This window comes from Leisingera sp. SA215 (assembly GCF_055902035.1).
Window position 1 is genome coordinate 58,916 of record NZ_JBVVXU010000001.1, and the last position, 24,330, is coordinate 83,245.

Annotated in this window: 27 protein-coding genes; 15 read left to right on the forward strand and 12 right to left on the reverse strand. The window is 62.6% G+C overall.

The window, feature by feature from the left end; all coding sequences use genetic code 11:
• Nucleotides 1-117: 117 nt before the first annotated feature.
• From AC0KW6_RS00265 to AC0KW6_RS00295, 7 genes are all read right to left on the reverse strand, one after another.
• Nucleotides 118-1,317, reverse strand: coding sequence for a CaiB/BaiF CoA transferase family protein (locus AC0KW6_RS00265; RefSeq protein ID WP_474033784.1), 1,200 nt, complete (start codon nt 1,315-1,317; stop codon nt 118-120).
• Complete coding sequence (locus AC0KW6_RS00270) at nt 1,304-2,917, reverse strand: thiamine pyrophosphate-binding protein (RefSeq protein ID WP_323776011.1); 1,614 nt, start codon at nt 2,915-2,917, stop codon at nt 1,304-1,306. The genes AC0KW6_RS00265 and AC0KW6_RS00270 overlap by 14 nt, the downstream gene beginning before the upstream one ends.
• Nucleotides 2,918-3,065: 148 nt before the next feature.
• Nucleotides 3,066-3,536 (reverse strand): DUF302 domain-containing protein, encoded by a 471-nt coding sequence (locus AC0KW6_RS00275; RefSeq protein WP_323776010.1) that lies wholly within the window; start codon nt 3,534-3,536, stop codon nt 3,066-3,068.
• Nucleotides 3,537-3,692: 156 nt separating this feature from the next.
• Nucleotides 3,693-5,726, reverse strand: a complete 2,034-nt coding sequence (locus AC0KW6_RS00280) for a PhoX family protein (RefSeq protein WP_474033785.1) — start codon at nt 5,724-5,726, stop codon at nt 3,693-3,695.
• Nucleotides 5,727-5,901: 175 nt separating this feature from the next.
• A complete protein-coding gene (locus tag AC0KW6_RS00285) occupies nt 5,902-6,960 on the reverse strand; it encodes a YeeE/YedE family protein (RefSeq protein WP_323776008.1) in 1,059 nt (352 codons plus the stop codon).
• Between the two features lie 20 nt (nt 6,961-6,980).
• Nucleotides 6,981-7,319, reverse strand: a complete 339-nt coding sequence (locus tag AC0KW6_RS00290; RefSeq protein ID WP_323776007.1) for an ArsR/SmtB family transcription factor — start codon at nt 7,317-7,319, stop codon at nt 6,981-6,983.
• 60 nt (nt 7,320-7,379) lie between these two features.
• Nucleotides 7,380-7,763 (reverse strand): hypothetical protein, encoded by a 384-nt coding sequence (locus AC0KW6_RS00295; RefSeq protein WP_323776006.1) that lies wholly within the window; start codon nt 7,761-7,763, stop codon nt 7,380-7,382.
• Between the two features lie 109 nt (nt 7,764-7,872).
• On the opposite strand from AC0KW6_RS00295, the gene AC0KW6_RS00300 reads away from it, so the two are divergent.
• From AC0KW6_RS00300 to AC0KW6_RS00340, 9 genes are all read left to right on the forward strand, one after another.
• The gene (locus AC0KW6_RS00300; RefSeq protein WP_474033786.1) at nt 7,873-8,610 is read left to right on the forward strand and encodes a cytochrome c biogenesis CcdA family protein; all 738 of its coding nucleotides are present in this window, start codon (nt 7,873-7,875) and stop codon (nt 8,608-8,610) included.
• A gap of 46 nt (nt 8,611-8,656) precedes the next feature.
• Complete coding sequence (locus AC0KW6_RS00305; RefSeq protein ID WP_323776029.1) at nt 8,657-9,223, forward strand: thioredoxin family protein; 567 nt, start codon at nt 8,657-8,659, stop codon at nt 9,221-9,223.
• A 129-nt stretch (nt 9,224-9,352) separates the two neighbouring features.
• Nucleotides 9,353-9,829 carry a sulfur oxidation c-type cytochrome SoxX gene (gene soxX, locus AC0KW6_RS00310; RefSeq protein WP_323776004.1) on the forward strand — a complete coding sequence of 159 codons (477 nt, stop codon included), beginning with the start codon at nt 9,353-9,355 and terminating at the stop codon, nt 9,827-9,829.
• Nucleotides 9,830-9,887: 58 nt separating this feature from the next.
• Nucleotides 9,888-10,304: a thiosulfate oxidation carrier protein SoxY gene (gene soxY / locus AC0KW6_RS00315; RefSeq protein ID WP_474033787.1), complete on the forward strand. Its 417-nt coding sequence runs from the start codon at nt 9,888-9,890 to the stop codon at nt 10,302-10,304.
• A 44-nt stretch (nt 10,305-10,348) separates the two neighbouring features.
• The gene (gene soxZ, locus AC0KW6_RS00320) at nt 10,349-10,678 is read left to right on the forward strand and encodes a thiosulfate oxidation carrier complex protein SoxZ (RefSeq protein ID WP_323776002.1); all 330 of its coding nucleotides are present in this window, start codon (nt 10,349-10,351) and stop codon (nt 10,676-10,678) included.
• 75 nt (nt 10,679-10,753) lie between these two features.
• A complete protein-coding gene (gene soxA / locus AC0KW6_RS00325) occupies nt 10,754-11,605 on the forward strand; it encodes a sulfur oxidation c-type cytochrome SoxA (protein ID WP_323776001.1) in 852 nt (283 codons plus the stop codon).
• A gap of 99 nt (nt 11,606-11,704) precedes the next feature.
• A complete protein-coding gene (gene soxB / locus AC0KW6_RS00330) occupies nt 11,705-13,402 on the forward strand; it encodes a thiosulfohydrolase SoxB (protein WP_474033788.1) in 1,698 nt (565 codons plus the stop codon).
• 93 nt (nt 13,403-13,495) lie between these two features.
• Entirely contained in the window at nt 13,496-14,767 is a 1,272-nt protein-coding gene (gene soxC / locus AC0KW6_RS00335) for a sulfite dehydrogenase (RefSeq protein ID WP_323775999.1), read from the forward strand.
• A complete protein-coding gene (locus tag AC0KW6_RS00340) occupies nt 14,751-15,797 on the forward strand; it encodes a c-type cytochrome (RefSeq protein WP_323775998.1) in 1,047 nt (348 codons plus the stop codon). The genes soxC and AC0KW6_RS00340 overlap by 17 nt, the downstream gene beginning before the upstream one ends.
• Before the next feature lie 85 nt (nt 15,798-15,882).
• Here AC0KW6_RS00340 and AC0KW6_RS00345 read toward each other — a convergent pair whose 3' ends face one another.
• Nucleotides 15,883-16,890 carry a GlxA family transcriptional regulator gene (locus tag AC0KW6_RS00345; RefSeq protein ID WP_323781897.1) on the reverse strand — a complete coding sequence of 336 codons (1,008 nt, stop codon included), beginning with the start codon at nt 16,888-16,890 and terminating at the stop codon, nt 15,883-15,885.
• Nucleotides 16,891-17,144: 254 nt separating this feature from the next.
• On the opposite strand from AC0KW6_RS00345, the gene AC0KW6_RS00350 reads away from it, so the two are divergent.
• From AC0KW6_RS00350 to AC0KW6_RS00375, 6 genes are all read left to right on the forward strand, one after another.
• Nucleotides 17,145-17,777 carry an ATP-dependent Clp protease proteolytic subunit gene (locus AC0KW6_RS00350; RefSeq protein ID WP_323781895.1) on the forward strand — a complete coding sequence of 211 codons (633 nt, stop codon included), beginning with the start codon at nt 17,145-17,147 and terminating at the stop codon, nt 17,775-17,777.
• 149 nt (nt 17,778-17,926) lie between these two features.
• Nucleotides 17,927-19,195, forward strand: coding sequence for an ATP-dependent Clp protease ATP-binding subunit ClpX (clpX, locus tag AC0KW6_RS00355; protein WP_323781893.1), 1,269 nt, complete (start codon nt 17,927-17,929; stop codon nt 19,193-19,195).
• Between the two features lie 139 nt (nt 19,196-19,334).
• Nucleotides 19,335-19,700: a RidA family protein gene (locus tag AC0KW6_RS00360; protein ID WP_474033789.1), complete on the forward strand. Its 366-nt coding sequence runs from the start codon at nt 19,335-19,337 to the stop codon at nt 19,698-19,700.
• A gap of 135 nt (nt 19,701-19,835) precedes the next feature.
• The gene (locus AC0KW6_RS00365) at nt 19,836-20,222 is read left to right on the forward strand and encodes an NADH:ubiquinone oxidoreductase subunit NDUFA12 (protein WP_323781886.1); all 387 of its coding nucleotides are present in this window, start codon (nt 19,836-19,838) and stop codon (nt 20,220-20,222) included.
• 24 nt (nt 20,223-20,246) lie between these two features.
• The gene (gene mlaD, locus AC0KW6_RS00370; RefSeq protein ID WP_323781883.1) at nt 20,247-20,702 is read left to right on the forward strand and encodes an outer membrane lipid asymmetry maintenance protein MlaD; all 456 of its coding nucleotides are present in this window, start codon (nt 20,247-20,249) and stop codon (nt 20,700-20,702) included.
• On the forward strand, nt 20,702-21,064 hold the full coding sequence (locus AC0KW6_RS00375; protein ID WP_474033790.1) for a DUF2155 domain-containing protein: 363 nt from the start codon (nt 20,702-20,704) through the stop codon (nt 21,062-21,064). The genes mlaD and AC0KW6_RS00375 overlap by 1 nt, the downstream gene beginning before the upstream one ends.
• Here AC0KW6_RS00375 and aat read toward each other — a convergent pair.
• From aat to AC0KW6_RS00395, 4 genes are all read right to left on the reverse strand, one after another.
• Nucleotides 21,028-21,660 (reverse strand): leucyl/phenylalanyl-tRNA--protein transferase, encoded by a 633-nt coding sequence (gene aat, locus AC0KW6_RS00380; protein ID WP_474033791.1) that lies wholly within the window; start codon nt 21,658-21,660, stop codon nt 21,028-21,030. The genes AC0KW6_RS00375 and aat overlap by 37 nt on opposite strands.
• Before the next feature lie 83 nt (nt 21,661-21,743).
• On the reverse strand, nt 21,744-23,093 hold the full coding sequence (gene accC / locus AC0KW6_RS00385) for an acetyl-CoA carboxylase biotin carboxylase subunit (protein WP_323781875.1): 1,350 nt from the start codon (nt 23,091-23,093) through the stop codon (nt 21,744-21,746).
• A gap of 9 nt (nt 23,094-23,102) precedes the next feature.
• A complete protein-coding gene (gene accB, locus AC0KW6_RS00390; protein WP_323781872.1) occupies nt 23,103-23,591 on the reverse strand; it encodes an acetyl-CoA carboxylase biotin carboxyl carrier protein in 489 nt (162 codons plus the stop codon).
• 156 nt (nt 23,592-23,747) lie between these two features.
• Nucleotides 23,748-24,284 carry a PAS domain-containing protein gene (locus AC0KW6_RS00395; RefSeq protein ID WP_474033792.1) on the reverse strand — a complete coding sequence of 179 codons (537 nt, stop codon included), beginning with the start codon at nt 24,282-24,284 and terminating at the stop codon, nt 23,748-23,750.
• Nucleotides 24,285-24,330: the final 46 nt, after the last annotated feature.

Consider the following 24,330-nt stretch of genomic DNA (forward strand, 5'->3'; position numbering starts at 1 on the left):
TTTCCGTGGAAATTTATGCAAGCGGAAGGATTTGCGCGCTGCGAAAGCACCGCCGTTTTGGCAATGCTTTGCCGGAAATTGTAACACTTGGCGGAAAGCCGCCGCGAATGGCGGCACCTATTGCTGCCCGAAGGGGGCACTGGCGCCCAGGATCTCCTCCGTCGCTTCGCCGCAAACGGGGGGCGCGTGCCGGTATGTTACAGGCGTGCGGGAGAAATTCAGCGGGTTGCCCAGCAGTTTGACCGGGCCGGCCGCGCTGTCCATGCTGATGGCCATATCACGGGCGGCGACCTGATCGGTGGCAAACAGCGTTTCCAGATCCTGCACCGGTCCTGCGGGAACCTTGCGGGTCTCCATCGCGTCCAGAACCTCCTCGGTGGTGAACCGCTGCACCGCAGGGATCAGGACGCCGTTCAGCGCGCCGCGGTTCTGCAGCCGGGCCGGGTTGGTGGCAAAGCGGGCATCCTCTGCCAGGCCTTCGAGCCTGAGGAATTCCATGAAACGGCGGAACTGGCTGTCGTTGCCCACCGCCAGGATCACATGGCCGTCCGCAGTTTCATAGACGCCGTAAGGCACGATGCTGGGATGCTCGTTGCCGCGGCGTTTGGGGATCTGCCCGGTGTTCAGATAGGCGGTGCCCTCGTTGATCAGCCAGGCGATCTGAGCGTCCACCAGTGCCAGGTCGATCTGCTGGCCTTCGCCGGTTTTTTCCCGGTGGTGCAGGGCCGACAGGATGCCGATACAGGCATACATGCCGCACATCACATCGGCGATGCCGACGCCGGCCTTCATCGGTTGCCCCTCCGGTTCGCCGGTCAGCGACATGATGCCGCCGAACCCCTGCGCCATGATGTCATAGCCGGGTTTGTGGCTGTTGGGGCCGGTCTGGCCGTAGCCGGAGATCGAACAGTAGATCAGGCCCGGCAGATCATCCTTGAGGCTGGCATAGTCCAGCCCGTATTTCGCCAGCCCGCCCGGTTTGAAATTCTCGATCAGGATATCCGCCTCAGCCGCCAGGCGGCGGATGGCCTGCTGGCCGTCTTTGGTGGCGATATCAATGGAAACCGAGCGTTTGTTGCGGTTGGCGGCCATGAAATAGGCGGACAGGTCGGATTGGTTGCCGTCGGCGTCAGTTGCATAGGGCGGCCCCCATTGGCGGGTGTCATCGCCGCCGGTCTTGGGGTTTTCCACCTTGATCACGGTGGCGCCGAGGTCGCCCAGCAGCTGGGTGCAGGTGGGGCCTGCCAGAATGCGGGAGAGGTCGAGAACCCTGACGCCCTTGAGGGCGCCGTGGGGCAGCATGTCAGATCCGGCCATCATATCCTCCGCGAGGGATTTCCGCCGCGATCACAGTGAACTGGGAAGCGCTGAGCGCCTGTTCAAGGGCTGCGCGCAATTCATTTCGGCTGCGCACGGTCACACCGTTGCCGCCAAACGCCCGGCCCATTGCGGCAAAGTCATGGGGCGCAAAGTCCACGCCGCCATTGGCGAGCTGGCGCTGGCGCTGTTTGAGTTCGATCAGCGCCAGGCTGGCATCGGCAAAGACCACAAAGATCGGTGCCGCGCCCAGCTCGGCGGCGGTGGACAGCTCGCCCGCCACCATCAGGAAGCCGGCATCGCCCGAAAAGCTGACCACCGGGCGCCCGGGCTGCGCCAGCTTGCGGCCGATGGCCATCGGCACCGCGCAGCCCATGGTGCAAAGCGCCGAGGACTGGATCAGCCCGCGCGGCTCATGGCAGGTCCACATCTGGCTGAGCAGGATCCGGTGGGCACCGCTGTCGGCGGTGGCCAGGGTTTCAGGCGGCAGCGTGGCGCGGCATTCGGCGATGACACCCGCCGGGCCCCAGGCGTCGTCTTGCGGGAAGGCCCCGGCCAGCGCGGCCTTTGCCTGCTTGGGGCGGCCATTGTGCCAAGTTCCGCGCGGTTCAGTGCCGTCGGAAAGGGCTGCCAGGGCGGGCGCAATGGCGGCCAGGACGTTCAGGCCTGCCTGGTGCATGTAATGGGTGTTGGCCTCGGGAGCGATGTCGATCACGTTCTGGGTCTCCACGTCCCAGGCATTGCGCCAGCCGGGGCGCATCTCGATCGGGTCGTAACCGAGGGAGAGCACCAGATCGGCCTCCCGCACCAGCGGCAGAAGATGCCTGTCGGCCAGCGGCGACAGCCCGGCACCGCCTAAGGAAAGCGGATGGTCTTCGGGGATGATTCCCTTGGCCTTGTAGGTGGTTAGGAACGGAATCCGGTGATTCTCAACGAAGCTGCGGATGGCAGCGCCTGCGTTTTCCTGCAGCGCATCCAGACCGATCACCGCCACCGGCTGTTCTGCCGCCGCCAGCCAGGAGCGCGCCTGCGCCAGGGCTGCGCCGCTTGGCGCGGTTTCACTTGCAGGCGCGCGGCGGATGCCCCGGTCCCTGGCGGGCGCATCGGCGGTGGAGATCGGCACATCGATATGCACCGGCCCGTTGCGCGGCGCCGTGGCTATGGCGACGGCTTTGTCGGCGATCAGATCCGCAGCCTCCGCGTCAAGCCGGAAGGTCGCCTTGGTGATGGGGGTGAACACCGCGCGGTGGTCGAGCACCTGGTGGGTATAGCTGTGCTCCTCTGCCGCGTCGACGCAGCCGGTCAGCACCAGCATCGGCACCCGGTCCTGGTGGGCATTGGCCACAACGTTAATGCCGTTCAGCGCGCCAGGCCCAAGCGTGGCGACCAGAATGACCGGCGCGCCGTCGGCGTGATGCACGCCCTCGCCGATGAAGCCTGCGCAGTTTTCGTGCTTGGCCAGGTGGAAACGGATGCCCGCCTTGGTCAGCGCATCGACCAGGGTCAGCACCTCGCCGCCGGGCATGCCGAAAGCGTGGCGGCAGCCTGCCTCATAGAACCGCCGGGCCAGAACGTCGGCTGCGCGCAGGGTCTCTGTCATCTTGTCTGTCCAATCCATTGATTTGCCGCCAGATTGCCGAGGCAGCGCCGGCGCGCAAGCCCGCTCACGCCAGTGTGAGAAATGCTGCGGCGGATTTTGGCGCATGTCATGCGCATTGAGTGTTTCGGACCAGAAATAAGCCCAATGGTCATTTCTGCGCCCGCTCGGCAATCCGCGCAAAGCGGTGATCAAGCTGGTCTGCCAGCGCCTGCAGCTCTGCGCCGCCCTCCTCGGCGTAGGGCGCGAAGACATGGGAGGGCAGCTTGTAGGAGAGGGTGGCGCGGCCGTCTTCTTCCTCTGTCACATACATCCGCACCGGCGCTTCGATCATCGCCGCGGTGGAAAGGGCGAGGATCTTCACCGCGAAATCATTGTTGAAGATGCCGATCACCCGGTTGCCCGGGATGGTGATGCCGCGTGCGGCTGCGGCCTTGGTGGGGCCTGCCTGGGTCACCACACCCATGCCCCCGGCCTTGGCCGCGGCTTTGACGTCCTCGAGCAGCTGCCCGTAGGGTTTGGAGGTCTCATGCACTGCCCAACCGTCGCGCGGCGCGATGTTTCCGGCTGCGGCGGCCGAGGCAGCAAGGATCAGGGCAGCGGTCAGGCGTTTCAAAGACATGACGGACCTCCAGATGGGTTTCCTGTGTTCTAGCGTCAAGCAGGCAGGCCGGCGGCTCACAATCGCGTGCGCCAGCCGGCGGCCGGCCCGTCAGGGCAGAAACCTGCGCGCGCCCCGGGCGGGGCGCGCTCCGCTTGAAAACAGGTTGGGTCCGTGTCAGGTGGCGATCTTGCCGCCACCCTGCCGGGTCACCGCAACCACCGCGGGGCGCGGCGGCATGTCCGGGTCGAAATCGGGCCAGCGGGTGGCGGGATCTTCAAAAGTCGACGCGCGCGCAAACCCCTTCAGCGCCGTAGTGCCGTCGGTGCCGGGATGCTGCACCGCCAGGAACAGTGTTTGCCCGTTCGGGGTGAAATAGGGTCCGCACAGCTCTCCGCCTGCAGGGCAGCGGAAGAACAGCTTGGAATGGCCGCGCAAGTCCCCTTCGGTCTCCACCCCGTAAAGCCCGTCGGATTTGCCGGTCTTGCCCCACTTCCGCCCTTGGTCGGTGGCGACCCAGAGGCGGCCATCGGCGTCAAAGGCGCAGTTGTCGGGCGAGGCGAACCAGCCGTTTTCCGAGGTTTCCGGGTTCCATTCCGCCCCGACGGCGGCAATGCCCGGATCGCCGCATTTCACCAGGATCGACCAGCGGCCGCGGGTGGCGGCATGGTCGCCTCGGTCTTCCTTGATTTCGATGATATGGCCGAAATCCGACCTTGCCCGCGGGTTGGCAGCGTCAGTCCGGCCGGAACTGCGCCGTGAATTATTGGTCAGCATGATGTAGGCGGTGCCGTCGCCGCGCGGGGCGGCATCTTCGGGGCGGTCCATCGGCGTCGCCCCCAGCGCGTCGGCGGCCAGCCGCGCGTCGATCAGAACATCCGCCTGGCTGGCAAAGCCGTTTTCAGCCGTCAGGGGGCCTTGCCCCTGCACCAGCGGCAGCCAGTGGACACTGCCGTCCGGGTCAAAGCGGGCGGCGTACAGCGTGCCATCGCGCAGCAGGTTTGAATTGGCAGCCGGGTCATCCGACACCACACCCTTGGAGACATATTTGTACTGATAGTCGAACCGCGCGTCGTCGCCCATGTAGACAACCAGATGGCCGTCCTTGGAGGTGATGGTTTCAGCGCCTTCGTGGCGGAAGCGGCCAAGGGCGGTGTGTTTCACCGGCGCGGCCTCCGGGTTACGCGGATCAACTTCAACAACCCAGCCGAAACGGTTGGCTTCATTGGGCTCCTTGTCGATGTTGAAGCGGTCGTAATACTTGCCCCAGGCGTACCAGAGGCCCGGCACGCCATAGCGATTCATCCGGGCCGCTTCGGGCTGATCCGACAGGTCCGGCTTGCCGCCGGCGTCCAGCCTGTCAGTCCAGAAATAGCCGTGGAAGTTTTCCTCGGCCATCAGCCAGGTGCCCCAAGGGGTCATACCGCCGGCGCAGTTGTTGAGGGTGCCGATGACCTGCGCGCCGCTTGGGTCTGCGCTGGTCTGCATCCGGGGATGTCCGGCAGCGGGACCGTCTATACGCATTACCGTGTCCAGCGGCGTGATCCGGCGATTCATTTTGCCATCCCGGACCACGGCCCATTTGCCATCATCCATGCGGACGATCTCGACCACTGAGCCGCCATGCGCGGCCATCTCAACGTCCACCAGCGCCTGGGTCATGCCGGCGAACTGCGCCTTGTCCTGGCGGCCGAGGCCCGGGAACATGACCTCTTCATTGGTGTATTCGTGGTTCACGCAGAGCAGGCCGCGGGAGCCTTCGGCGTTCAGCGGCAGAAAGCCGACATAGTCGTTGTTGTAGCCGAACTGCTGCAGCTGGGCCGCGGCCGATTGGTTCATCACGTCGAAGTCCGGAGCGTCCGCAGTGATCGGGTCGCCCCAGCGCAGCAGGACATCGGCGTCATAGCCCCTTGCCACGTGATGGGTTTCGTCGTTGCCCCGGGCCAGCTCATCAAAGGCATAGCGGCTGCTTGCCGCCGTGCCGATCGCAGCAGCCTGGCGCGGCGCAGTGAGGGCGGCGGCGCCGAACAGGGCGGTGGTGGCGGAGACCCCCAGCAGGCCTTGCAGCATGTCCCGGCGGCCATAGCGGCTGGCGATCACGTCGCCGATGGTGCGGGTCTGGTTCGGATTGGTTGGAATATCATCAAAGGTTTCAAAGGCTTCACCCTTGTTGCCGGTCTGCGGGTCGTCAATGATTTGCTTGCGGTCCATGGCGGGTTCCAAAATTCTCATCAAACGTTGCCGGCTGGCCAGCGGGCCAAAGGCGGACCGGGATCATTATCGGCAGGCGTGTAACAGCGGTATAAAGGTTAACGCGTATTAACCAGACTATCACATGCGCCGGAGCGGCCTGCAATTGCCTGCCTGTCCCCGCGGGGACAGCTGGTTATCCTGCCGGGCGGAAGCCTTCGATCAGCTGGCGCAGCCCGATGGCGGCGCCGGTGAAGATCGCCAGCATGGTGACCGGCGCCGAGACCGCCAGGACGGAAAAGGCGCTGAGACCCTGGCCGACGGTGCAGCCCATTGCGATCACCGCGCCCGCACCCATGATCGCAGCACCGATGATCTGGCGGCGCAGCTCGCGCGGGTCCTCGCAGGCCTCCCAGCGGAAATGCCCCTTGATCAGCGAGCCAAGGAAAGCGCCGGTCCAGACTCCGGCGATGGAGCCGACGGCAAAGGACAACGGGCGCAGGCTGCCGGTCATGGTCCAGAGGATGGTTTCGCCCAAGGGGGCGGAGAAGGAGTGGGAGACCACCGGCAGGGCGTCGAACCCTTCGGCATTGATATAAGTTGTGCCGGCCCAGCCGGAGGTGACTGCCAGCCCGACTACGGCAGACCAGAACAGCGCCTGTCTGTCGGCGCGCAGTTCCGCGTTGGCGAGGGAGATCAGCAGGATCAAAAGACCGGCACCCGTCCCGATCGCTGCAACCGGCAGGCCGCTCCAGGCGGCGGCATAATGGGCTAGTCCCGGCGGGATCTCGGTGGTGACGTCCTGCTGCGCGAAAAGCAGGTTGCGCAGGGGGGCGAGGGGGCCGGCCAGAACCACATAGGTGGAGACGCCCATCACCAGCACGATCACAAAGCTGCGCAGATCGCCGCCGCCCAGCCGGGCGATGGCGCCGTAGCCGCAGTTGCCGCTGAGAGCCATGCCATAGCCGAACATCAGCCCGCCAAGGATCGACGCCGCAGGCATCCAGCGGATCGTGAGGTAAAAGGACTGTCCGGCATCGATCAGATCCAGTCCGATCAGGGCAAAACTGGAAGCGGCCGCAACACCGATGGCCACACCCCACATCCGCATCCGCAGCGAGGAGCCGCCGTACAGCAGGTCTTCGATTGCACCCAGGGTGCAGAACCGTCCCAGCCGCGCGGCAAGCCCCAGCAGCACACCGCCCAGCAACCCGATGCAGGCGGCCAGCTGGTGTTCTGTCAGAAGATCAAACATGCGGGGATTTCAAACAGGCCTCAGCTTCCGTCTTTGCAGAACAGGTCATAGACCACTTCCAGCATGCGGCGGGGTTTGTCGTCGGCGAGACGGTAGAAGATCGCCTTGCCTTCCCTGCGGGGAATGACAAGGCCTTCGAGACGCAGACGGGAGAGTTGCTGAGAGACAGCGGCCTGGCGAGCCGACAACAGCTCCTCCAGTTCGGTCACCGATTTCTCGCCGGAGACCAGATGGCAGAGGATCATCAGCCTCCCTTCATGGCTGATCGCCTTGAGGAAGTTGGAGGCTTTGGTGGCGTTGTCCACCATCCTGTCCATTTCTTCCGGTTCCATATCGGCGGAAAACTGCGGTAGTGCCATCTGTTGCCTCCTGAGCAGCGCGCGGGCGCCGTACTCCCCGTCTTGACCTCCTACGGCCGGTCAGCTGCCGCCATGAGTGTTCGTACTCTCAACAAACCCTGTATGGGCGGTTAACAAATCTGCAAGCAAAGGCCAAAAGAAATCTTCGCCCGGATAGCCTTCGAGCCGGGCCAGTTCGCGGCCGCCGTCGACGATCAGAAAGGTCGGTGTGAACATGACCCGGCGGGCAACCTGCAGATCATCAGGCAGGGCACGCAGGTCGACCCGGCGCAGGGGCGCGAATCCGCCCTCGGATGTTTTTGGGTAGACCGGGGCGATTTCTTCGTTCCAGCGGGCGCACCATTCGCAGCCCGGCTGTTCCACCATCACCAGCTCCGCCGCCCAGACAGGCAGAGATAAGCAGACTGCCGCTGCGGCTGCAACCAGTTGCCTAATGTGGCGCATACGTGTCATTCCATCTGTTGACGGTTGCTATTGAAACAACTTAATTCGAATATGTGAATGATACAAGCCGGGCCCGTTAACGTTCGCGTGGGGCTGTCTGGGAGGGGCGATGCTCGAAATTACCCTGTTTGGCGCCATGATCGCAGGTTTGCTGAGTTTTTTCACCCCCTGCATTCTGCCGATGGTGCCGTTCTACCTGTCCTATATGGGCGGGCTGTCGATGGCCGAGTTGCGTGGGGACGGGGCGATTGCTGCCGGAGCGCAGCGGCGGCTGCTGGCCTCGGCTTTCTGCTTTGCCGCCGGTGTCACCACCGTGTTTATGCTGATGGGCATGGGGGCCACCGCGCTGGGGCAGCTGTTTGGACAGTACCTTGAAATTCTATCTTACGGCGCTGCGGCGCTGCTGTTGCTGTTCGGGCTGCATTTTCTGGGCGTGGTGAAGATCCCGCTGCTGTACCGCGAGGCGCGGATGGAGAGTTCTGCGGAGCCCTCCACCATGCTGGGCGCCTATCTGACGGGGCTGGCTTTCGGCTTTGGCTGGACGCCCTGCGTGGGGCCGGCACTGGCCTCGATCCTGATGATTGCTTCCGGCATGGGGGATATCTGGCGCGGCGGGCTGCTGCTGCTTGTGTACGGGCTGGGGATGACCGCGCCCTTTGTGGCGGCGGCGCTGTTTGCACGGCCCTTTTTGTCCTGGGTGGCGCGGCACCGGGCAGCATTTGCCTGGGTGGAAAAGGGCATGGGGGTAATGCTGGTGCTGTTTGCGGTGCTGATCGCAACCGGCGGGGTACGGCTGATTGCCGATGCGATGATCCGCTGGATGCCGGGTTTCAGCACAATCGGCTAACTGAGGTATGGGAGATAACATGCTGAGAAATATTGCGAAAGCGTTAATGGCGGTGGTTTTATCCACGCCCTTGGCAGTGGGAGCAGCGGCGGCGGATCTGGGCGATGACGGTCTGCACAAGACGTCCTGGATGCGGGACACCTTCAAGGATCTGCGCGAGGATCTGGAAGAAGCCAATGGCGAGGGCAAGCGGCTGGCGCTGATCTTTGAACAGCGCGGCTGCATCTATTGCACCAAGATGCATGAGGAAACCTTTCCGCGCCCCGAGGTCAGCCAATACATTGAAGAGAACTTCTTTGTCGTGCAGCTGAACCTGCACGGCGATATCGAGGTCACCGATTTCGATGGCGAGGTGCTGCCGGAAAAAGAGATGGCGCGAAAATGGGGAATGCTGTTCACACCGACGATTCTGTTCCTGCCGGAAGCGGTGGCGGACGATGCCACGGCGCCTGAGGCGGCGGTGGCGGTGATGCCGGGGGCCTTTGGCGCCGGGACCACGTTGGACATGTTTACATGGGTCAATGAAAAGCGCTATGCGGCTGAGAGCGGTGAAGATTTCCAGCGTTATCACGCGCGCCGGATTCGCGAGCGCAATAATGGATCTGCAGACTAGGGGCCCGGCGCATAATCCGCAAAAATTCATAATACTGAATTTGTTGTTGCGTGCAGGGGCGGCAGTGCCCTACGGTATGCAGCAGCTAAGCAAGCCGCCCGGTGAAAGCGGCAGCCAATGGGAGGACACATGAAGCTTACATCTCTGACACTGGCGCTGAGCCTGGCCGGGAATGCGGTCTGGGCCGGGGAGGTTGCTCCGAAAGCGGTGCAGTACGGCGAGTATGGCGAAGTGGCCGTGTCGCTGACGGGGGTTGCGGGCGATGCCGTCAATGGCGCGCTGGTGGCCGGCACCAAATCCAAGGGCAACTGCGTGGCCTGCCACCAGCTGACAGCGCTGGCGGATGTGCCGTTCCATGGCGAGATCGGCCCGTCGCTGGATGGCGCCGGCGACCGCTGGACCGAAGCAGAGCTGCGCGGGCTGGTGGCCAATGCCAAGATGACATTCGAGGGCACCATGATGCCGGCCTTTTACAAGGTCGATGGCTTCATCCGCCCGGGCGATGCCTATACCGGCGAAGCCGGAACCGAGCCGCTGCCGCCGATCCTGACGGCGCAGGAGATTGAGGATGTGGTCGCGTTCCTTGCGACGCTGAAAGAAGAGTAAGGCACGGGCGGGGCCTTGTGCGCTTCGCAGCCTTCAGAGAATTCAAAGGAGAGATATGATGGAGTTCTCACGCCGTGAGACCCTGGCGATGGGCCTGGGCGCTGCCATGGTGACCGTGCTGCCGTTCCGTGCGAATGCGGCGGCGGACGACCGGATCGCCGCCTTTACCGGTGGTGCGGAAATCGCCGAGGGCGGCGTCACCCTGACCGCGCCGGAAATTGCTGAAAACGGCAACACAGTTCCGGTGTCCGTGGCTGCAGAAGGCGCTTCCGCGATCCTGGTGCTGGCCACCGGCAACCCGGAACCGGGCGTTGCGACCTTCAATTTCGGGCCCGGTGCCGCGCAGCAGTCGGCCTCGACCCGGATCCGTCTGGCAGGCACCCAGGACGTGGTTGCGGTTGCCAAGCTGGCTGATGGCTCCTTTGCCAAGGCCAGCGCCACCGTCAAAGTGACCATCGGCGGCTGCGGCGGCTGAGGCTGTGCGCTCCCTGAACAGAATTCTTAAGGAGAATTAAAGACATGGCATCCGGTGTTAAACCCCGCGTCAAGGTCCCGAAGTCCGCTGCCGCCGGTGAGGCGGTCACCATCAAGACCCTGATCAGCCACAAGATGGAAAGCGGTCAGCGCAAGGATAAGGAAGGCAACCTGATCCCGCGCTCGATCATCAACCGCTTTACCTGCGAATTCAACGGCGAGACGGTTGTGGATGTGGCGATGGAGCCTGCGATCTCCACTAACCCGTATTTCGAATTCGAAGCTGTCGTCCCGGAAGCCGGTGAGTTTGTCTTCACCTGGTATGACGACGACGGCTCGGTCTACGACACCAAAAAGAACATCGCCATTGGCTGATCCGTTCCGGATCTTCAGGCACGCGTCTTGTCCGGTTTGATCCGGGCAGGGCAGGCACCCAAGGGAGGACAGGGAATGAACAAACAGGCAATTACAGCCATTGCCGCTGTGCTGGCGCTGCCGATGGCCGCCGCAGCAGGCCCCGATGATGACACTCTGGTGGTCAACGAGGACATCGAGATGGTCACCAAGACCGCCGCGCCCGCCCATGTGTCGGATGTGCTGGACGAGGTGATGTCGGGCTGGCACTTCCGCAAGGATGAAACCCAGGCCCTGCAGATGGATGATTTCGAGAACCCGGCGATGATATTCGTCGATCAGGCGATTGACACCTGGAACACCGCCGAAGGCTCCGAAGGCAAGTCCTGTGCGTCCTGCCACGATGATGTGGAGGCAAGCATGGCCGGTGTGCGCGCGGTCTATCCCAAGTGGAACGAGACCGCAGGCGAGGTCCGCACCCTGAACATGCAGATCAACGACTGCCGCGAAAACCAGATGGGCGCCGAGAAGTGGAAGTATTCCGGTGGCAAAATGGCCGCGATGGAGGCGCTGATCTCGGTCCAGTCACGCGGCATGCCGGTGAATGTGGCCATCGACGGCCCGGCTCAGCCGGCATGGGAGCAGGGCAAAGAGATGTATTACACCCGCACCGGCCAGCTGGAGCTGTCCTGCGCGAATTGCCATGAAGACAATTATGGCAACATGATCCGCGCCGACCATCTGAGCCAGGGCCACATCAATGGCTTCCCGGTGTACCGGCTGAAGAACACCAAGCTGAACACGGCGCACGCGCGGTTCAAGGGCTGCATCCGTGACACCCGCGCCGAAACCTACAAGCCCGGCTCGGCTGAGTTTGTGGCGCTGGAGCTTTATGTTGCCTCGCGCGGCAACGGGCTGTCGGTCGAAGCACCTTCCGTCCGCAACTGATCTTTGCGCCCCGCGCCTGGATGCAGGTGCGGGGCGTCTCTCTTTATAAACATTCATTTACGCGAATATATCGCGTGAGCATACAGGATACCGGTACTCATGATCTCGCGCCGCGATTTTCTGCAGGTTACCATGGCCGCCTCGGCCATGATGGGGGCGTCAGGCTTTGGCAATTGGGCGCGGCTGGCTGCGCAGCAGTCGCTGACCCAGGACCAGCTTCTGGAGTTTGACAGCTTTGGTAACATCAGCCTGATCCATGTGACTGATATTCACGGCCAGTTGAAGCCGATCCATTTCCGCGAACCCTCGGTCAATCTGGGCGTCGGCGCCAACAAGGGCCATGTGCCGCATATCACCGGCGCCGATTTCCGCCGCGCCTATGGTATCGCCGATGGCAGCCCCTCGGCCTATGCGCTGACCCATGATGATTTTGCGTCGCTGGCCAAGGGATACGGCCGCGTTGGCGGGCTGGACCGGGTGGCGACGGTGATCAACGCGATCCGCGCCGACCGCCCTGACGCGCTGCTGTTTGATGGCGGCGACACCTGGCACGGCTCCTATACCTGCCATCACACGGCAGGCCAGGACATGGTCAACGTGATGAACGCGCTGAAGCCGGATGCGATGACCTTTCACTGGGAGTTCACACTGGGCTCCGAGCGGGTCAACGAGATTGTCGAAGGGCTGCCCTTTGCTGCGCTTGGCCAGAACATCTTTGATGCCGAATGGGATGAGCCGGCCGAGCTGTTCAAGCCCTACAAGTTCTTTGAGCGCGGCGGCGCCAAGGTGGCGGTGATCGGTCAGGCCTTCCCCTATATGCCGATCGCCAACCCCGGCTGGATGTTCCCGGAGTATTCGTTCGGCATTCGCGACGAGAACATGCAGGCCATGGTGGATGAGGTCCGCGCGGCGGGCGCCGATCTGGTGGTGGTCCTTAGCCACAACGGGTTCGATGTTGACAAGAAGATGGCGGGCAAGGTGCAGGGCATCGACGTGATCCTGTCGGGCCACACTCATGACGCGCTGCCGGCGCCGGTGCTGGTGGGCAAGACCCATATCATCGCCTCGGGCTCGAACGGCAAATTCGTCTCCCGCGTGGATCTGGACGTGCGCGACGGCCAGTTGATGGGGCTGCGGCACAAGCTGATCCCGGTCTTCTCCGATGTGATCGCGCCGGATCCGGCGGTGGCGCAGCTGATCGAGGCCGAGCGCGCGCCCTACAAGGCGCAGCTGGCGGAGGTGATCGGCCAGACCGATACGCTGCTGTACCGGCGCGGCAACTTCAATGGCACCTGGGACGACCTGATCTGCGACGCGCTGCTGAGCGAGCGGGAAGCGGATATCGCCATGTCGCCCGGCGTGCGCTGGGGGCCGTCGCTGGTGCCCGGTGACGACATCACGCGAGAGGATATCTGGAACGTCACCTCGATGTCCTACGGCGCGGCATACCGGTCCGAAATGACCGGCGAGTTCATCAAAGTGGTGCTGGAGGATGTGGCCGACAACATTTTCAACCCGGACCCCTATTATCAGCAGGGCGGCGACATGGTGCGGATCGGCGGCATGGGCTATCGCATCGATATCACCAAGCCGCAGGGCGAACGGATTACCGATATGACCTTGCTGAAGAGCGGCGAGGCGATTGATCCCGCGAAATCCTATGTTGTGGCCGGCTGGGCCAGCGTGAATGAGGGCACCGAAGGGCCGATGATCTGGGATGTGGTCGAGGATCACATCCGCAAGCTGGGCACTGTGAGCCTGAACCCGAATACCTCTGTGCAGGTGGCTGGCGCTTAACAGCGCCCGCCCCGGCGGGAGTTACGGCAAAAAAATTTGCGCAGTTGAATTCACGAAAGTGAATTCTTCTATGTAAGGAGGCAATGAGAAAGAATGAGTGATAACGCCAAGAGTCTGGCGCCCTCGCGCCGCCAGTTCCTGACCGGGGCGGCGGCGGCCGGAGCCGGGGCGGCGGCGGCCGGTGCCGCCAAGGCCGCCGCGCCTGATCCGCTGATTACCGAAGTGCAGGATTGGGCCAGCGGCTTGGGCGAGGGAGTGGATGCCACGCCCTATGGGCTGCCGATCCAGTTTGAATCCGATGTGGTGCGCCGCAATGTCGAATGGCTGACGGCGGATACAATCAGTTCAATCAATTTCACGCCGATCCACGCGCTGGACGGAACCATCACACCGCAGGGCTGTGCGTTTGAGCGGCATCATTCGGGTGCCATCGAACTGCGCAAGGAAGATTACCGGCTGATGATCAACGGGCTGGTGGATACGCCGCTGGTGTTCACCTACGAGGATCTGGAGCGCTTCCCGCGTGAAAACCGCGTTTACTTTTGCGAGTGCGCGGCGAACTCGGGCATGGAATGGGCCGGGGCGCAGCTGAACGGGGCACAGTTCACCCATGGCATGATCCACAACATGGAATATTCCGGTGTGTCTTTGCGGACGCTGCTGGAGGAGGCGGGCGTCAGCCCCGAGGGCAAGTGGGTCTATGTGGAAGGCGCGGATGCGTCCTCGAATGGGCGTTCTATCCCGCTGGACAAGGCGATGGACGACGTGCTGGTTGCCTTCAAGGCCAATGGCGAGGCGCTGCGCAAGGAGCATGGCTACCCGGTGCGGCTGGTGGTGCCGGGCTGGGAAGGCAACATGTGGATCAAGTGGCTGCGCCGGATCGAGGTGATGGACCAGCCGGTAGAGAGCCGCGAGGAAACCTCGAAATACACCGACACACTGGCCGATGGCGTCAGCCGCAAATGGACCTGGGAGATGGATGCCAAATCCGTCATCACCAGCCCCAGCCCGCAGGCGCCCATCACGCACGGGAAAGGCCCTCTGGTGATCACCGGTCTGGCCTGGTCGGGCCGCGGTGCAATCACCGGCGTGGATGTGTCGCTGGACGGCGGCAAGAACTGGCAGGCGGCGCGGCTGGCGGCTCCGGGGGCCGACAAGGCGCTGAGCCGGTTTTATCTGGACAGCAACTGGGACGGTTCGGAAATGCTGCTGCAGAGCCGGGCCAGGGATTCCTCAGGCTATGTCCAGCCCACCAAGGCGCAGTTGCGCGCCGTGCGCGGGCTGAATTCGATCTATCACAACAACGCCATCCAGACCTGGTGGGTCACGGCAAACGGGGAGGCGGAGAATGTCGAGGTTTCCTAAGTTTATAGCAGTTTCTGCAGTGGCATCAGCGCTGGCGGTCCCTGCCGATGCAGAGAAGTTCGGCCTGGGCCGCCCGGCTTTGCCGGAGGAAATCGCAGCCTGGGACCTGGACGTCGCACCCGACGGCAGCGGTCTGCCTGCAGGTTCGGGCGATGTGTTCACCGGCGAGGAGGTTTTTGCCGAAAAATGCGCGGTCTGCCATGGCGACTTTGCCGAAGGGGTCGGCAACTGGCCCAAGCTGGCAGGCGGGCAGGGCACGCTGGACCATGACGACCCGCTGAAGACGGTGGGCAGCTATTGGCCGTATCTATCGACCACCTGGGACTATGTGAACCGGTCGATGCCATTCGGAAACGCGCAGTCGCTGAGTGCGGATGAGGTCTATGCCATCACCGCCTATATCCTCTATTCCAACGACCTGGTGGATGAGGAGTTCGTGCTGTCGAACGAAACTTTCATGGATGTCGAACTGCCGAACGCCGATGGGTTCATTCTGGATAACCGGCCGGAGGCGGAGAAGCATTTCTGGAACCCGGCCCCTTGCATGGCAGACTGCAAGGGCAGTGTCGAGATCACCATGCGCGCCCTGGTGCTGGATGTGACACCGGAGGAGGAAAGCGCCGGAGCACCTGCGGAAACTGTGCCGCCGGCTGGCAGCGCCGCGGAGCAGGCGGTTGACGAAACTGTTGAAACCACTGCGGTTCTGGATCCGGAACTGGTCGCCAAAGGCGAGAAGGCCTTCAAGAAGTGCAAGGCCTGCCATCAGGTCGGGGACAATGCCAAATCGAAGACCGGGCCGATTCTGAACGGTATCGTTGGCGCCCCTGCTGGCCATATAGAGGGGTTCCGCTATTCCAAGGCGATGAAAACCGCAGCTGAGGGCGGGCTGGTCTGGGACGAGGCCGAACTTGCGGCCTTTCTGGCCAAGCCCAGAAAATACATGAAGGGCACCAAGATGTCCTTTGCCGGTCTTAAGAAGGACAGCGACATTAAAGCCGTGATCGCGTATTTGCAGTCCTATTCGCAGTAAACGCTGACGTCTTGGACACTGGCAGGGGGCGCCGCTGGCGCCCTTTTTCCTGCGGGGCCGGCAGCCGGGGCGGCCGATCCGCCCGTCAGCTCCAGCCTTTGCGGAAGAAATGCGGCGAGGCGCCGAACTTGCGCTTGAACTGGCGGGAGAAATGCGTGGCTGAGTTGAAACCCGAAGCGAGCGCGATTTCGGTGACGCTCATCGAGGTTTCGTTCATCAGCGCAAAGGCGTGGCTGAGCCGCATGTCGAAGTAGACATGCATCGGGCTTTGGTTGAGGTAGCGCGAGAACAGCCGTTCCAGCTGGCGGCGGGAAATGTCGAGCCGGTCGCAGAGTTCGCCGATCGACAGCGGTTCCTCGATTGATTCCTGCATCAGCTGCAGCGCGTTCAGCAGCCGCTGGTTGCGGCTGCCGATGGCCACAGCATAGTTGGATTTCTGCGGTGCGGCCTGACCGCCCGAGCGCACATGCAGGCACATGTCGGCGACGATGATCGCGAGCTGTTTGCCGTGGCGCTCCTCGATCAAGTGCAGCATCATGTCGGTCGCGGCATTGCCGCCGCCGCAGGTCATCAGCGGGCCGGAGATTTCAAAAATATTGGGCGACGGTTCCAGGTTCGGGTAGCTCTCCAGAAACCCCGGCTGGTTCTCCCAGTGCAGGGTGAATTTGTGGTTCTTGATCAGCCCGGCCTGAGCCAGCGCAAAGGCGCCGGTGCAGATGCCGCCGATGGAGCGGCCAAAGCGGCTTTCGCGGCGCAGCCAGTTCAGGGTGATCTCGCTGGCTGCGTTATGCGGCTCCACGCCGGCGCAGACAAAGCCCAGCGAATCCGAGGGCAGGGGCTGCAGCGGCGTGTCCGGTGTGATCACCATCCCGTTGGAGCAATGCAGCGGCTGGCCGTCTTCGGTCATGATGTACCAGCGGTAGAGCCGGGTGCCGGTCACCTGATTGGCAATGCGTAAAGGTTCGATGGCGGCGGCCACGGGCAGCATCGTCGCCTTCGGCAGCAGCAGGAAATAAAAGTCCTGCGGCTCGCCTTCGAAGGGAACGGCGAGATTGGCGGCGGCGCCTTTCTGAACGAAACTGTCATCGGCCATTGCGGACCCCCAGCGCGGCACCCGGGATTTGGCCTCCACGGGTGGAATTCGGACTTGAGTTTGTTTCCTAAGGCGCTGCCGCGCGCCGCAGCCCAAGAATAGCGACAGCGTTCCAACGGATTGCGACACAGTATGCAGCTTTGCGGCAACGTAAAATGGCTGCCGCCCCTTGCAGGTCAAAAGTGGCGATACTAAGACTCAGGTAACACAAGGTCGGGTATGGTGCCGGACATAAACAACGCAGGCAGGTCGAAATGATTGATCCCAGAGAAACGTACATGAATACCCTGGTCCCGATGGTGGTGGAGCAGACCAGCCGGGGCGAGCGGGCCTATGACATTTTTTCCCGCCTGCTGAAGGAGCGGATCATCTTCCTGAACGGTCCGGTGCACGACGGGATGAGCTCGCTGATCGTGGCGCAGCTGCTGCATCTTGAGGCGGAAAATCCGTCCAAGGAAATCTCGATGTACATCAATTCGCCCGGCGGCGTTGTGACCTCGGGCCTGTCGATCTATGACACCATGCAGTACATCAAGCCCAAGGTTTCGACTCTGGTGATCGGCCAGGCGGCTTCGATGGGGTCGCTGCTGCTGACTGCTGGCGAAAAAGGCATGCGTTTCTCGCTGCCGAATTCCCGCGTGATGGTGCACCAGCCCTCGGGCGGGTTCCAGGGCCAGGCGACCGATATCATGATCCACGCCGAGGAAACCCTGAAGCTGAAGAAGCGGTTGAACGAGATCTACGTCAAGCACACCGGCCAGGAATACGATAAGATCGTGGAGGCGCTGGAGCGGGACAATTTCATGTCTCCGGAAGAAGCCAAGGAGTTCGGCCTGATCGATGAGATCGTGGAAAACCGTGCTAAAGGCGACGAAGAGCAGGCCTAAGGCCTGCGGATGTGAACAGCCGTGTGCCCCGTGTTTGATTTGGGGCGCACTTTCACATTGTGGCGGCCTAAGCACTCGCTTAAGCTGGCAGAAAGTTGAGAAGCCCCGCGGTGCGGGAGCAGCGGACCGGGCGGACTGAAAGGTAGACCATGGCGACGAATTCAGGCGGCGACAGCAAAAACACCCTCTATTGCAGCTTCTGCGGCAAGAGCCAGCATGAAGTGCGCAAGCTGATCGCAGGCCCCACCGTGTTCATTTGCGATGAATGCGTCGAACTGTGCATGGATATCATCCGTGAAGAAACCAAGGCTTCCGGGCTGAAGGCCACCGATGGTGTGCCGACACCCAAGGACATCTGCCAGGTTCTGGATGACTATGTGATCGGCCAGGCCACTGCCAAGCGGGTGCTGTCGGTTGCGGTGCACAATCATTACAAACGTCTGAATCACGCTCAAAAGGCCGGGTCGGACATCGAATTGGCGAAATCGAACATCCTGCTGATCGGCCCCACCGGCTGCGGCAAGACCTTGCTGGCTCAGACGCTGGCGCGGATCCTGGATGTGCCGTTCACCATGGCGGATGCCACCACGCTGACCGAAGCCGGATATGTGGGCGAGGATGTCGAGAACATCATCCTGAAGCTGCTGCAATCGTCGGAATACAATGTCGAGCGGGCGCAGCGCGGCATCGTTTATATTGACGAGGTCGATAAGATCACCCGCAAGTCGGAAAACCCCTCGATCACCCGCGACGTGTCGGGCGAGGGCGTGCAGCAGGCGCTGCTGAAACTGATGGAAGGCACTGTGGCCAGCGTGCCGCCGCAGGGCGGGCGCAAGCATCCGCAGCAGGAATTCCTGCAGGTGGACACCACCAATATCCTGTTCATCTGCGGCGGCGCCTTTGCCGGTCTGGACAAGATCATCTCGGCCCGCGGCAAGGGCTCGGCGATGGGCTTTGGTGCGGATGTGCGCGACAATGACGAGCGCGGCGTCGGCGAGGTGTTCCAGGAGCTGGAACCCGAAGATCTGCTGAAATTCGGCCTGATCCCGGAATTTGTCGGCCGTCTGCCGGTGCTGGCAACTCTGGAAGATCTGGACGAGGACGCGCTGGTCATCATCCTGACCCAGCCCAAGAACGCCCTGGTCAAGCAGTATCAGCGTCTGTTTGAGTTGGAAGACACCGAGCTGGACTTTACCGAAGAGGCGCTGAGCGCGATTGCCCGCAAGGCGATCGAACGCAAGACCGGCGCCCGCGGGCTGCGGTCGATCATGGAAGATATCCTGCTGGATACCATGTTCGATCTGCCGGGCATGGACAGCGTGACCAAGGTGGTTGTGAACGAAGAGGCGGTGACCTCGGACGCGCAGCCGCTGATGATCCACGCCGATGCCGAGAAAGAGCCGGCCTCGGCAGGGTGAAGTCACAGGAATAGAGGCAAACGGCGCGGTCCTATCCGCGCCGTTTGCTTTTTCCGCCGGGATGGACAAGGGCGCTGCCCATGCAGCGGCGGGCCGCAGAACCCCCAGGATATTTCAGCTAACAAGAAGGAGTAGGGCAGTGATCAAACGGATTTCGTCTGGCGGAGAATTTGAGGCCAAAATCGGCTATTGCCGCGCTGTTGTGGCAGGCGGGTTTGTGCATGTGGCGGGCACTGTCGGCCAGGGCGATGATGCGGCGGCACAGTGCCGGTCGGCGCTGGACACCATTGGCGCAGCCTTGGAGAAGGCTGGCGCAAGCTTCGCGGATGTGGTGCGGGTGAACTACTACCTGCCGGATGCGGCGGAGTTCGAATCTTGCTGGCCGGTCCTGGCCGAGATTTTTGGTGCCAATCCGCCCGCGGCAACAATGATCGAGTGCAACCTGATCGATCCGAAGTTCCGGATCGAAATCGAGGTGACGGCGCTGGCTTCGGCGGAAGGCTGAGCCGGTAAAAGTCCCGCAAGCGGGGCTGAGGCAAACCTGCCGATTCCCGCCGGGGTTCCCCCTGAGAGGGCGCAAGCCACTGGACCTTGGCGGGAAATTGGGCCATATCAGAGACAGAAAAATCCGGAGGCACCGATGGGAATCCTGAACACTCTTCTGAGCGCTGTGACCTGGTGGAACGGATCCACCCTGAACACCCGGATATTCACCGCCCGTAAAGGCATCAAGGTGGGCGAGGATGATCAGGGCAATGTGTTCTACCGCAACGCCGATGACAGCAAGCGCTGGGTGATGTTCAACGGTGAAGTCGAAGCCTCGCGGGTGAGTCCGGACTGGCACGGCTGGCTGCACCGCACCTTTGACGATCTGCCGAGCGAGAAGCCTTTGAAGCGCAAGTCCTGGGAAAAACCGCATCAGGAAAATCTGACCGGCACCATGATGGCCTATGCGCCGGCGGGGTCGATCCGCGCAGGCGGGGAACCCAAGGAGCGCCGCGACTATGAGGCCTGGGTGCCCGAGTAAAACATCTGCCAGAAGGCTGATTTCATGTCCCATAATCCTACCGAAGTTTTTGCCGGCGGCGTCGTGCTGGCGGCTGCTGTTGCCTTTGCCGTCTATGCCGGCCAGGCGGCCGGTCTGTCGCGCGGCGGCTCGACCTATGACTTAAAGGCCTCTTTCCGGTCGCTGGAAGGGGTCAGTGTCGGCACCGATGTGCGGCTGGCCGGGGTCAAGATCGGAACCGTGACCGGCGTCGGCCTGAACCCGGAAACCTTCCGCGCGGATACCATGTTCTCGGTCAACGAAGGCATTGAGATCCCCGATGACAGTGCGGTTGTGATCTCCTCCGAAGGGTTGCTGGGCGGAAACTTTGTCGAGATTATGCCCGGCGGCTCGCCTTTTGCCTTTGAAGCTGGCGATGAGATCGAAGATACGCAGGGTGCGGTCAGCCTGATTTCCCTGCTGGTCAAGTTTGTTGCCGGCGGCGGCGAGGGCGATTCTTGATGCGCTTTGCCGTGGCGGCAGTGGCCTGCGCGCTGGCCATGCCGGCCTGGGGCCAGGAGCGGCCGGCGGCGCAGGGCAGCGCTGCGGTGCTGAGAGCGCTGGACAAGGTCAACGGCCATACCATGGATGCGGAAGTGGCCATCGGAGCCAGTTCGGAAATGTTCGGCCTGCTGGTGACTGTATCGGACTGCCGTTTTCCCAAGGAGAACCCGACGGGGGATGCCTTTGCCTATCTGACCGTGCGGGACTCCGGCGATGGGGCCACGCATTTCCAGGGCTGGATGGTGGCGTCCAGCCCGGCGCTGAACGCGCTGGATCACAACCGCTATGATGTCTGGGTCATGCGCTGCAGCAGCAGCTGAGGTCCGGGCACAGCCGGCCGGGTGAAATCGGCATCCGTTTTCAGGGCTTCGCGTAATAGGGCCTGGTATCGCGCACGGGTAATCTCGATCCCGCCAAGCGATGCAAGGTGCGCGGTCAGGAATTGCGTGTCGCACAGCCTGTAGCCCGCCTGCACCAGCCTGTCCGTCAGATAGGCCAGTGCCACTTTGGAGGCATCGCGGCGGCGCGAGAACATGCTTTCGCCGAAAAAGGCGCCGCCCAGCGAGACACCATAGGTGCCGCCGGCCAGAACGCCATCCTGCCAGACCTCCAGCGAATGCGCGTTGCCCATCAGGTGCAGATCCAGATAGCGGTCGCGGATTTCCCCGTTGATCCAGGTCTCGGCCCGGTCGGCGCAGCCGTCCACGACAGCACCGAAATCCCGGTTCACACTGACCTCAAAGCCGCCGTTGCGGATGCGTTTGGCCAGAGAACGGGAAATGCGGAACCCGTTCAGAGGCAGGATACCACGCAGCTTGGGATCGACCCAGAACACTTCGGGGTCGTCGCGGTGTTCGGCCATCGGGAAAACACCGGCGGAATAGGCATGCAGCAGGAGGTCCGCAGTCAAGCTCATGATGCTGGGCAGTATAAAGGAAAACATCAGGTAAAAGTAGAACGGGGCGCAGCCTGGCGGCGCGCCCCGTTGAAGTGTCCCGGTCAGCCGGGCTGGTTTTCTTCCAGCCAGCGTTCCAGCCAGTGGATGCCGTAGTCGCCGGTGTGGATATCCTGTTCCTGCAGCAGCGCGTGGAACAGGGGCACGGTGGTGTCGATCCCGTCGATGATCAGCTCGCCCAAGGCGCGGTTCAGGCGCGCCAGAGCCTCGGTCCGGTCGCGGCCATGCACAATCAGCTTGCCGATCAGCGAGTCGTAGTAGGGCGGAATCGAATAGCCGTCATAAATCGCCGAATCCATCCGCACACCCAATCCGCCGGGGGCGTGGTACTGGGTGATCTTGCCCGGGCAGGGGGAAAAATTCGGCAGCTTCTCGGCGGTGATCCGGACCTCGATAGCGTGGCCGTTGATTTCCAGTTCGTCCTGGGTAAAGGACAGCGGCAGACCTTCGGCAACTCTGATTTGCTCGCGCACCAGGTCGACGCCGAAGATCGCCTCGGTCACCGGGTGCTCCACCTGCAGACGGGTGTTCATCTCGATGAAGTAGAACTCTCCGTCTTCATAGAGAAATTCCACGGTGCCGGCGCCGGAATACCCCATTTTGCCAATTGCGTCGGCGCATATCTTGCCGATGCGGGCGCGTTCTTCCGGGGTGATGCTGGGACCGGGGGCCTCCTCGAACACCTTCTGGTGGCGGCGCTGCAGCGAGCAGTCGCGCTCGGCCAGATGAACACCGGTCTCCTTGCCGTCGCCAAAGACCTGCACTTCGATGTGACGCGGCTTCTGGAGGTATTTCTCCATGTAGACTTCGTCATTGCCAAAGGCAGCCTTGGCTTCCGAACGTGCGGTGGAGAATGCGGAGGCCAGCTCTTTTTCGTTCAGGGCCACTTTCATGCCGCGGCCGCCGCCGCCGGCGGTGGCCTTGATGATTACCGGGTAGCCCATGTCTGCGGCAGCTTTCCTGGCCGCGGCGATATCGGGCACGCCGCCGTCGGATCCCGGAACAACCGGAATGCCAAGTTTCAAGGCGGTTTCCTTGGCGGTGATCTTGTCGCCCATGATGCGGATGTGCGCTGCCGACGGGCCGATGAAAGTCAGCCCGTGGTCTTCGATGATCTGCACAAAATTGGCGTTTTCCGACAGAAAGCCATAGCCAGGGTGAATTGCCTGGGCGCCGGTGATCTCGGCGGCCGAGATGATGGCCGGGATCGACAGGTAGCTTTGGCTGCCGGACGGCGGGCCGATGCAGACCGATTCATCAGCCATGCGGACGTGCATTGCGTCGGAATCCGCAGTGGAGTGCACGGCGACCGATTTGATGCCCATTTCCCGGCAGGCACGGATCACGCGCAGGGCGATCTCGCCGCGGTTGGCAATCAGGATCTTGTCAAACATTGCAGATCCTTACTCGATGATGGCCAGGGGAGTTCCGAATTCAACGGCGGCGCCGTCTTCAACCAGAATGCGTTTCACGGTGCCCGCTTTCGGCGCCGGAATATGGTTCATGGTCTTCATTGCCTCGACGATCAGCAGGGTGTCGCCTTCGCTCACCTTCTGGCCCACGGAGATGAAGGCGGGCGAGCCGGGTTCGGGCTGCAGATAGACCGTGCCGACCATCGGCGAGGCCACGGCGCCGGGATGGTTGGCCGGGTCTTCGCTGGCGGCTGCGGGGGCTGCAGCGGCAGCGGCTTCAATCGGAGCAGCAGCAGCAGCGGCAGGCATGGCAACCTGCATCGGCGCGGCCATGGCGGTCTGGCGGGAGACACGCACATTCAGGCTGTCGTCGTCGCCATAGTCCCGTTTGACCTGCAGCTCGGTCAGGTCGTTTTCGCGCAGCAGTTCCGCCAGCGCCTTGATGAATGCCACGTCCGCTTCGTGAGATTTGTTTGTCATATTTTCCTCAGCCAATTCCGACAGGCCCGCCAGTGCAGGCGGGCCGGAAATTAGGGCGCTTATAGGGCAAGGATTACCGCAAGGAAAGCACCGTCGACCCGGGCTGTAACATGAAGGCAGATTGATGGATTTGCAATTGCCGGACTGTTTTTTATCTCACAGCGGCATGCCGGTCAGTTTGGCCACCAGTTCCGGCAGCTTGCGGGCGCCGAATTTCTGCAGCAGATGCGCGCGGTGGCTTTCCACTGTGCGGTAGGACAGTGCGAGCTGCTGGCCGATTTCCTTGGCCGACAGCCCCTTGCAGGTGAGGATTGCCACCTCGCGCTCGCGCGGGGTGAGCGAGACTACGGGGCGGTCCTCGGAGATATCGGCGAACGACCAGATGCCGGTCTGAAACGGCGCCTCGGGCGTGACCGAGCGGCCGCGCACCCGGCACCAGAACAATGCGCCAGCGCGGCGGCGCATGATACGCTCGTCGCTGTAGCTGCCGCTTTTGGCCTCGGGCTGCTGGAGCAGGACGCCGATGCGGTTGAAATCCTCCTGGCTGGGGTAGAGGTCGGCAATCGGCAAACCGGTGTAGTCTGCGGGGGTTCCGCCAAAGGTCGCAGCAAACTGCAGGTTGCACCGCGTGATGACGCGGCGTTCCAGCACGGCAAGGCCCACAGGGGCATGGTCAAAGGCAAGATCGCTCATATGGTGTTTCTACCCCGGTCTTTCTGCGGAATAGAAGGGGCTGATT

Coding starts and splice junctions, on each gene's coding strand:
- AC0KW6_RS00350 (WP_323781895.1), top strand. CDS start 17,145: ATGATTGATCCCAGAGAAACGTACATGAATACCCTGGTCCCGATGGTG.
- soxX (WP_323776004.1), top strand. CDS start 9,353: ATGAAGCTTACATCTCTGACACTGGCGCTGAGCCTGGCCGGGAATGCG.
- AC0KW6_RS00300 (WP_474033786.1), top strand. CDS start 7,873: ATGCTCGAAATTACCCTGTTTGGCGCCATGATCGCAGGTTTGCTGAGT.
- clpX (WP_323781893.1), top strand. CDS start 17,927: ATGGCGACGAATTCAGGCGGCGACAGCAAAAACACCCTCTATTGCAGC.
- AC0KW6_RS00305 (WP_323776029.1), top strand. CDS start 8,657: ATGGCGGTGGTTTTATCCACGCCCTTGGCAGTGGGAGCAGCGGCGGCG.
- AC0KW6_RS00270 (WP_323776011.1), bottom strand. CDS start 2,917: ATGACAGAGACCCTGCGCGCAGCCGACGTTCTGGCCCGGCGGTTCTAT.
- AC0KW6_RS00365 (WP_323781886.1), top strand. CDS start 19,836: ATGGGAATCCTGAACACTCTTCTGAGCGCTGTGACCTGGTGGAACGGA.
- AC0KW6_RS00280 (WP_474033785.1), bottom strand. CDS start 5,726: ATGGACCGCAAGCAAATCATTGACGACCCGCAGACCGGCAACAAGGGT.
- soxC (WP_323775999.1), top strand. CDS start 13,496: ATGAGTGATAACGCCAAGAGTCTGGCGCCCTCGCGCCGCCAGTTCCTG.
- soxZ (WP_323776002.1), top strand. CDS start 10,349: ATGGCATCCGGTGTTAAACCCCGCGTCAAGGTCCCGAAGTCCGCTGCC.
- AC0KW6_RS00275 (WP_323776010.1), bottom strand. CDS start 3,536: ATGTCTTTGAAACGCCTGACCGCTGCCCTGATCCTTGCTGCCTCGGCC.
- AC0KW6_RS00290 (WP_323776007.1), bottom strand. CDS start 7,319: ATGGCACTACCGCAGTTTTCCGCCGATATGGAACCGGAAGAAATGGAC.
- aat (WP_474033791.1), bottom strand. CDS start 21,660: ATGAGCTTGACTGCGGACCTCCTGCTGCATGCCTATTCCGCCGGTGTT.
- AC0KW6_RS00285 (WP_323776008.1), bottom strand. CDS start 6,960: ATGTTTGATCTTCTGACAGAACACCAGCTGGCCGCCTGCATCGGGTTG.
- AC0KW6_RS00295 (WP_323776006.1), bottom strand. CDS start 7,763: ATGCGCCACATTAGGCAACTGGTTGCAGCCGCAGCGGCAGTCTGCTTA.
- mlaD (WP_323781883.1), top strand. CDS start 20,247: ATGTCCCATAATCCTACCGAAGTTTTTGCCGGCGGCGTCGTGCTGGCG.
- AC0KW6_RS00340 (WP_323775998.1), top strand. CDS start 14,751: ATGTCGAGGTTTCCTAAGTTTATAGCAGTTTCTGCAGTGGCATCAGCG.
- AC0KW6_RS00395 (WP_474033792.1), bottom strand. CDS start 24,284: ATGAGCGATCTTGCCTTTGACCATGCCCCTGTGGGCCTTGCCGTGCTG.
- accB (WP_323781872.1), bottom strand. CDS start 23,591: ATGACAAACAAATCTCACGAAGCGGACGTGGCATTCATCAAGGCGCTG.
- AC0KW6_RS00345 (WP_323781897.1), bottom strand. CDS start 16,890: ATGGCCGATGACAGTTTCGTTCAGAAAGGCGCCGCCGCCAATCTCGCC.
- accC (WP_323781875.1), bottom strand. CDS start 23,093: ATGTTTGACAAGATCCTGATTGCCAACCGCGGCGAGATCGCCCTGCGC.
- soxY (WP_474033787.1), top strand. CDS start 9,888: ATGGAGTTCTCACGCCGTGAGACCCTGGCGATGGGCCTGGGCGCTGCC.
- AC0KW6_RS00265 (WP_474033784.1), bottom strand. CDS start 1,317: ATGGCCGGATCTGACATGCTGCCCCACGGCGCCCTCAAGGGCGTCAGG.
- soxA (WP_323776001.1), top strand. CDS start 10,754: ATGAACAAACAGGCAATTACAGCCATTGCCGCTGTGCTGGCGCTGCCG.
- soxB (WP_474033788.1), top strand. CDS start 11,705: ATGATCTCGCGCCGCGATTTTCTGCAGGTTACCATGGCCGCCTCGGCC.
- AC0KW6_RS00375 (WP_474033790.1), top strand. CDS start 20,702: ATGCGCTTTGCCGTGGCGGCAGTGGCCTGCGCGCTGGCCATGCCGGCC.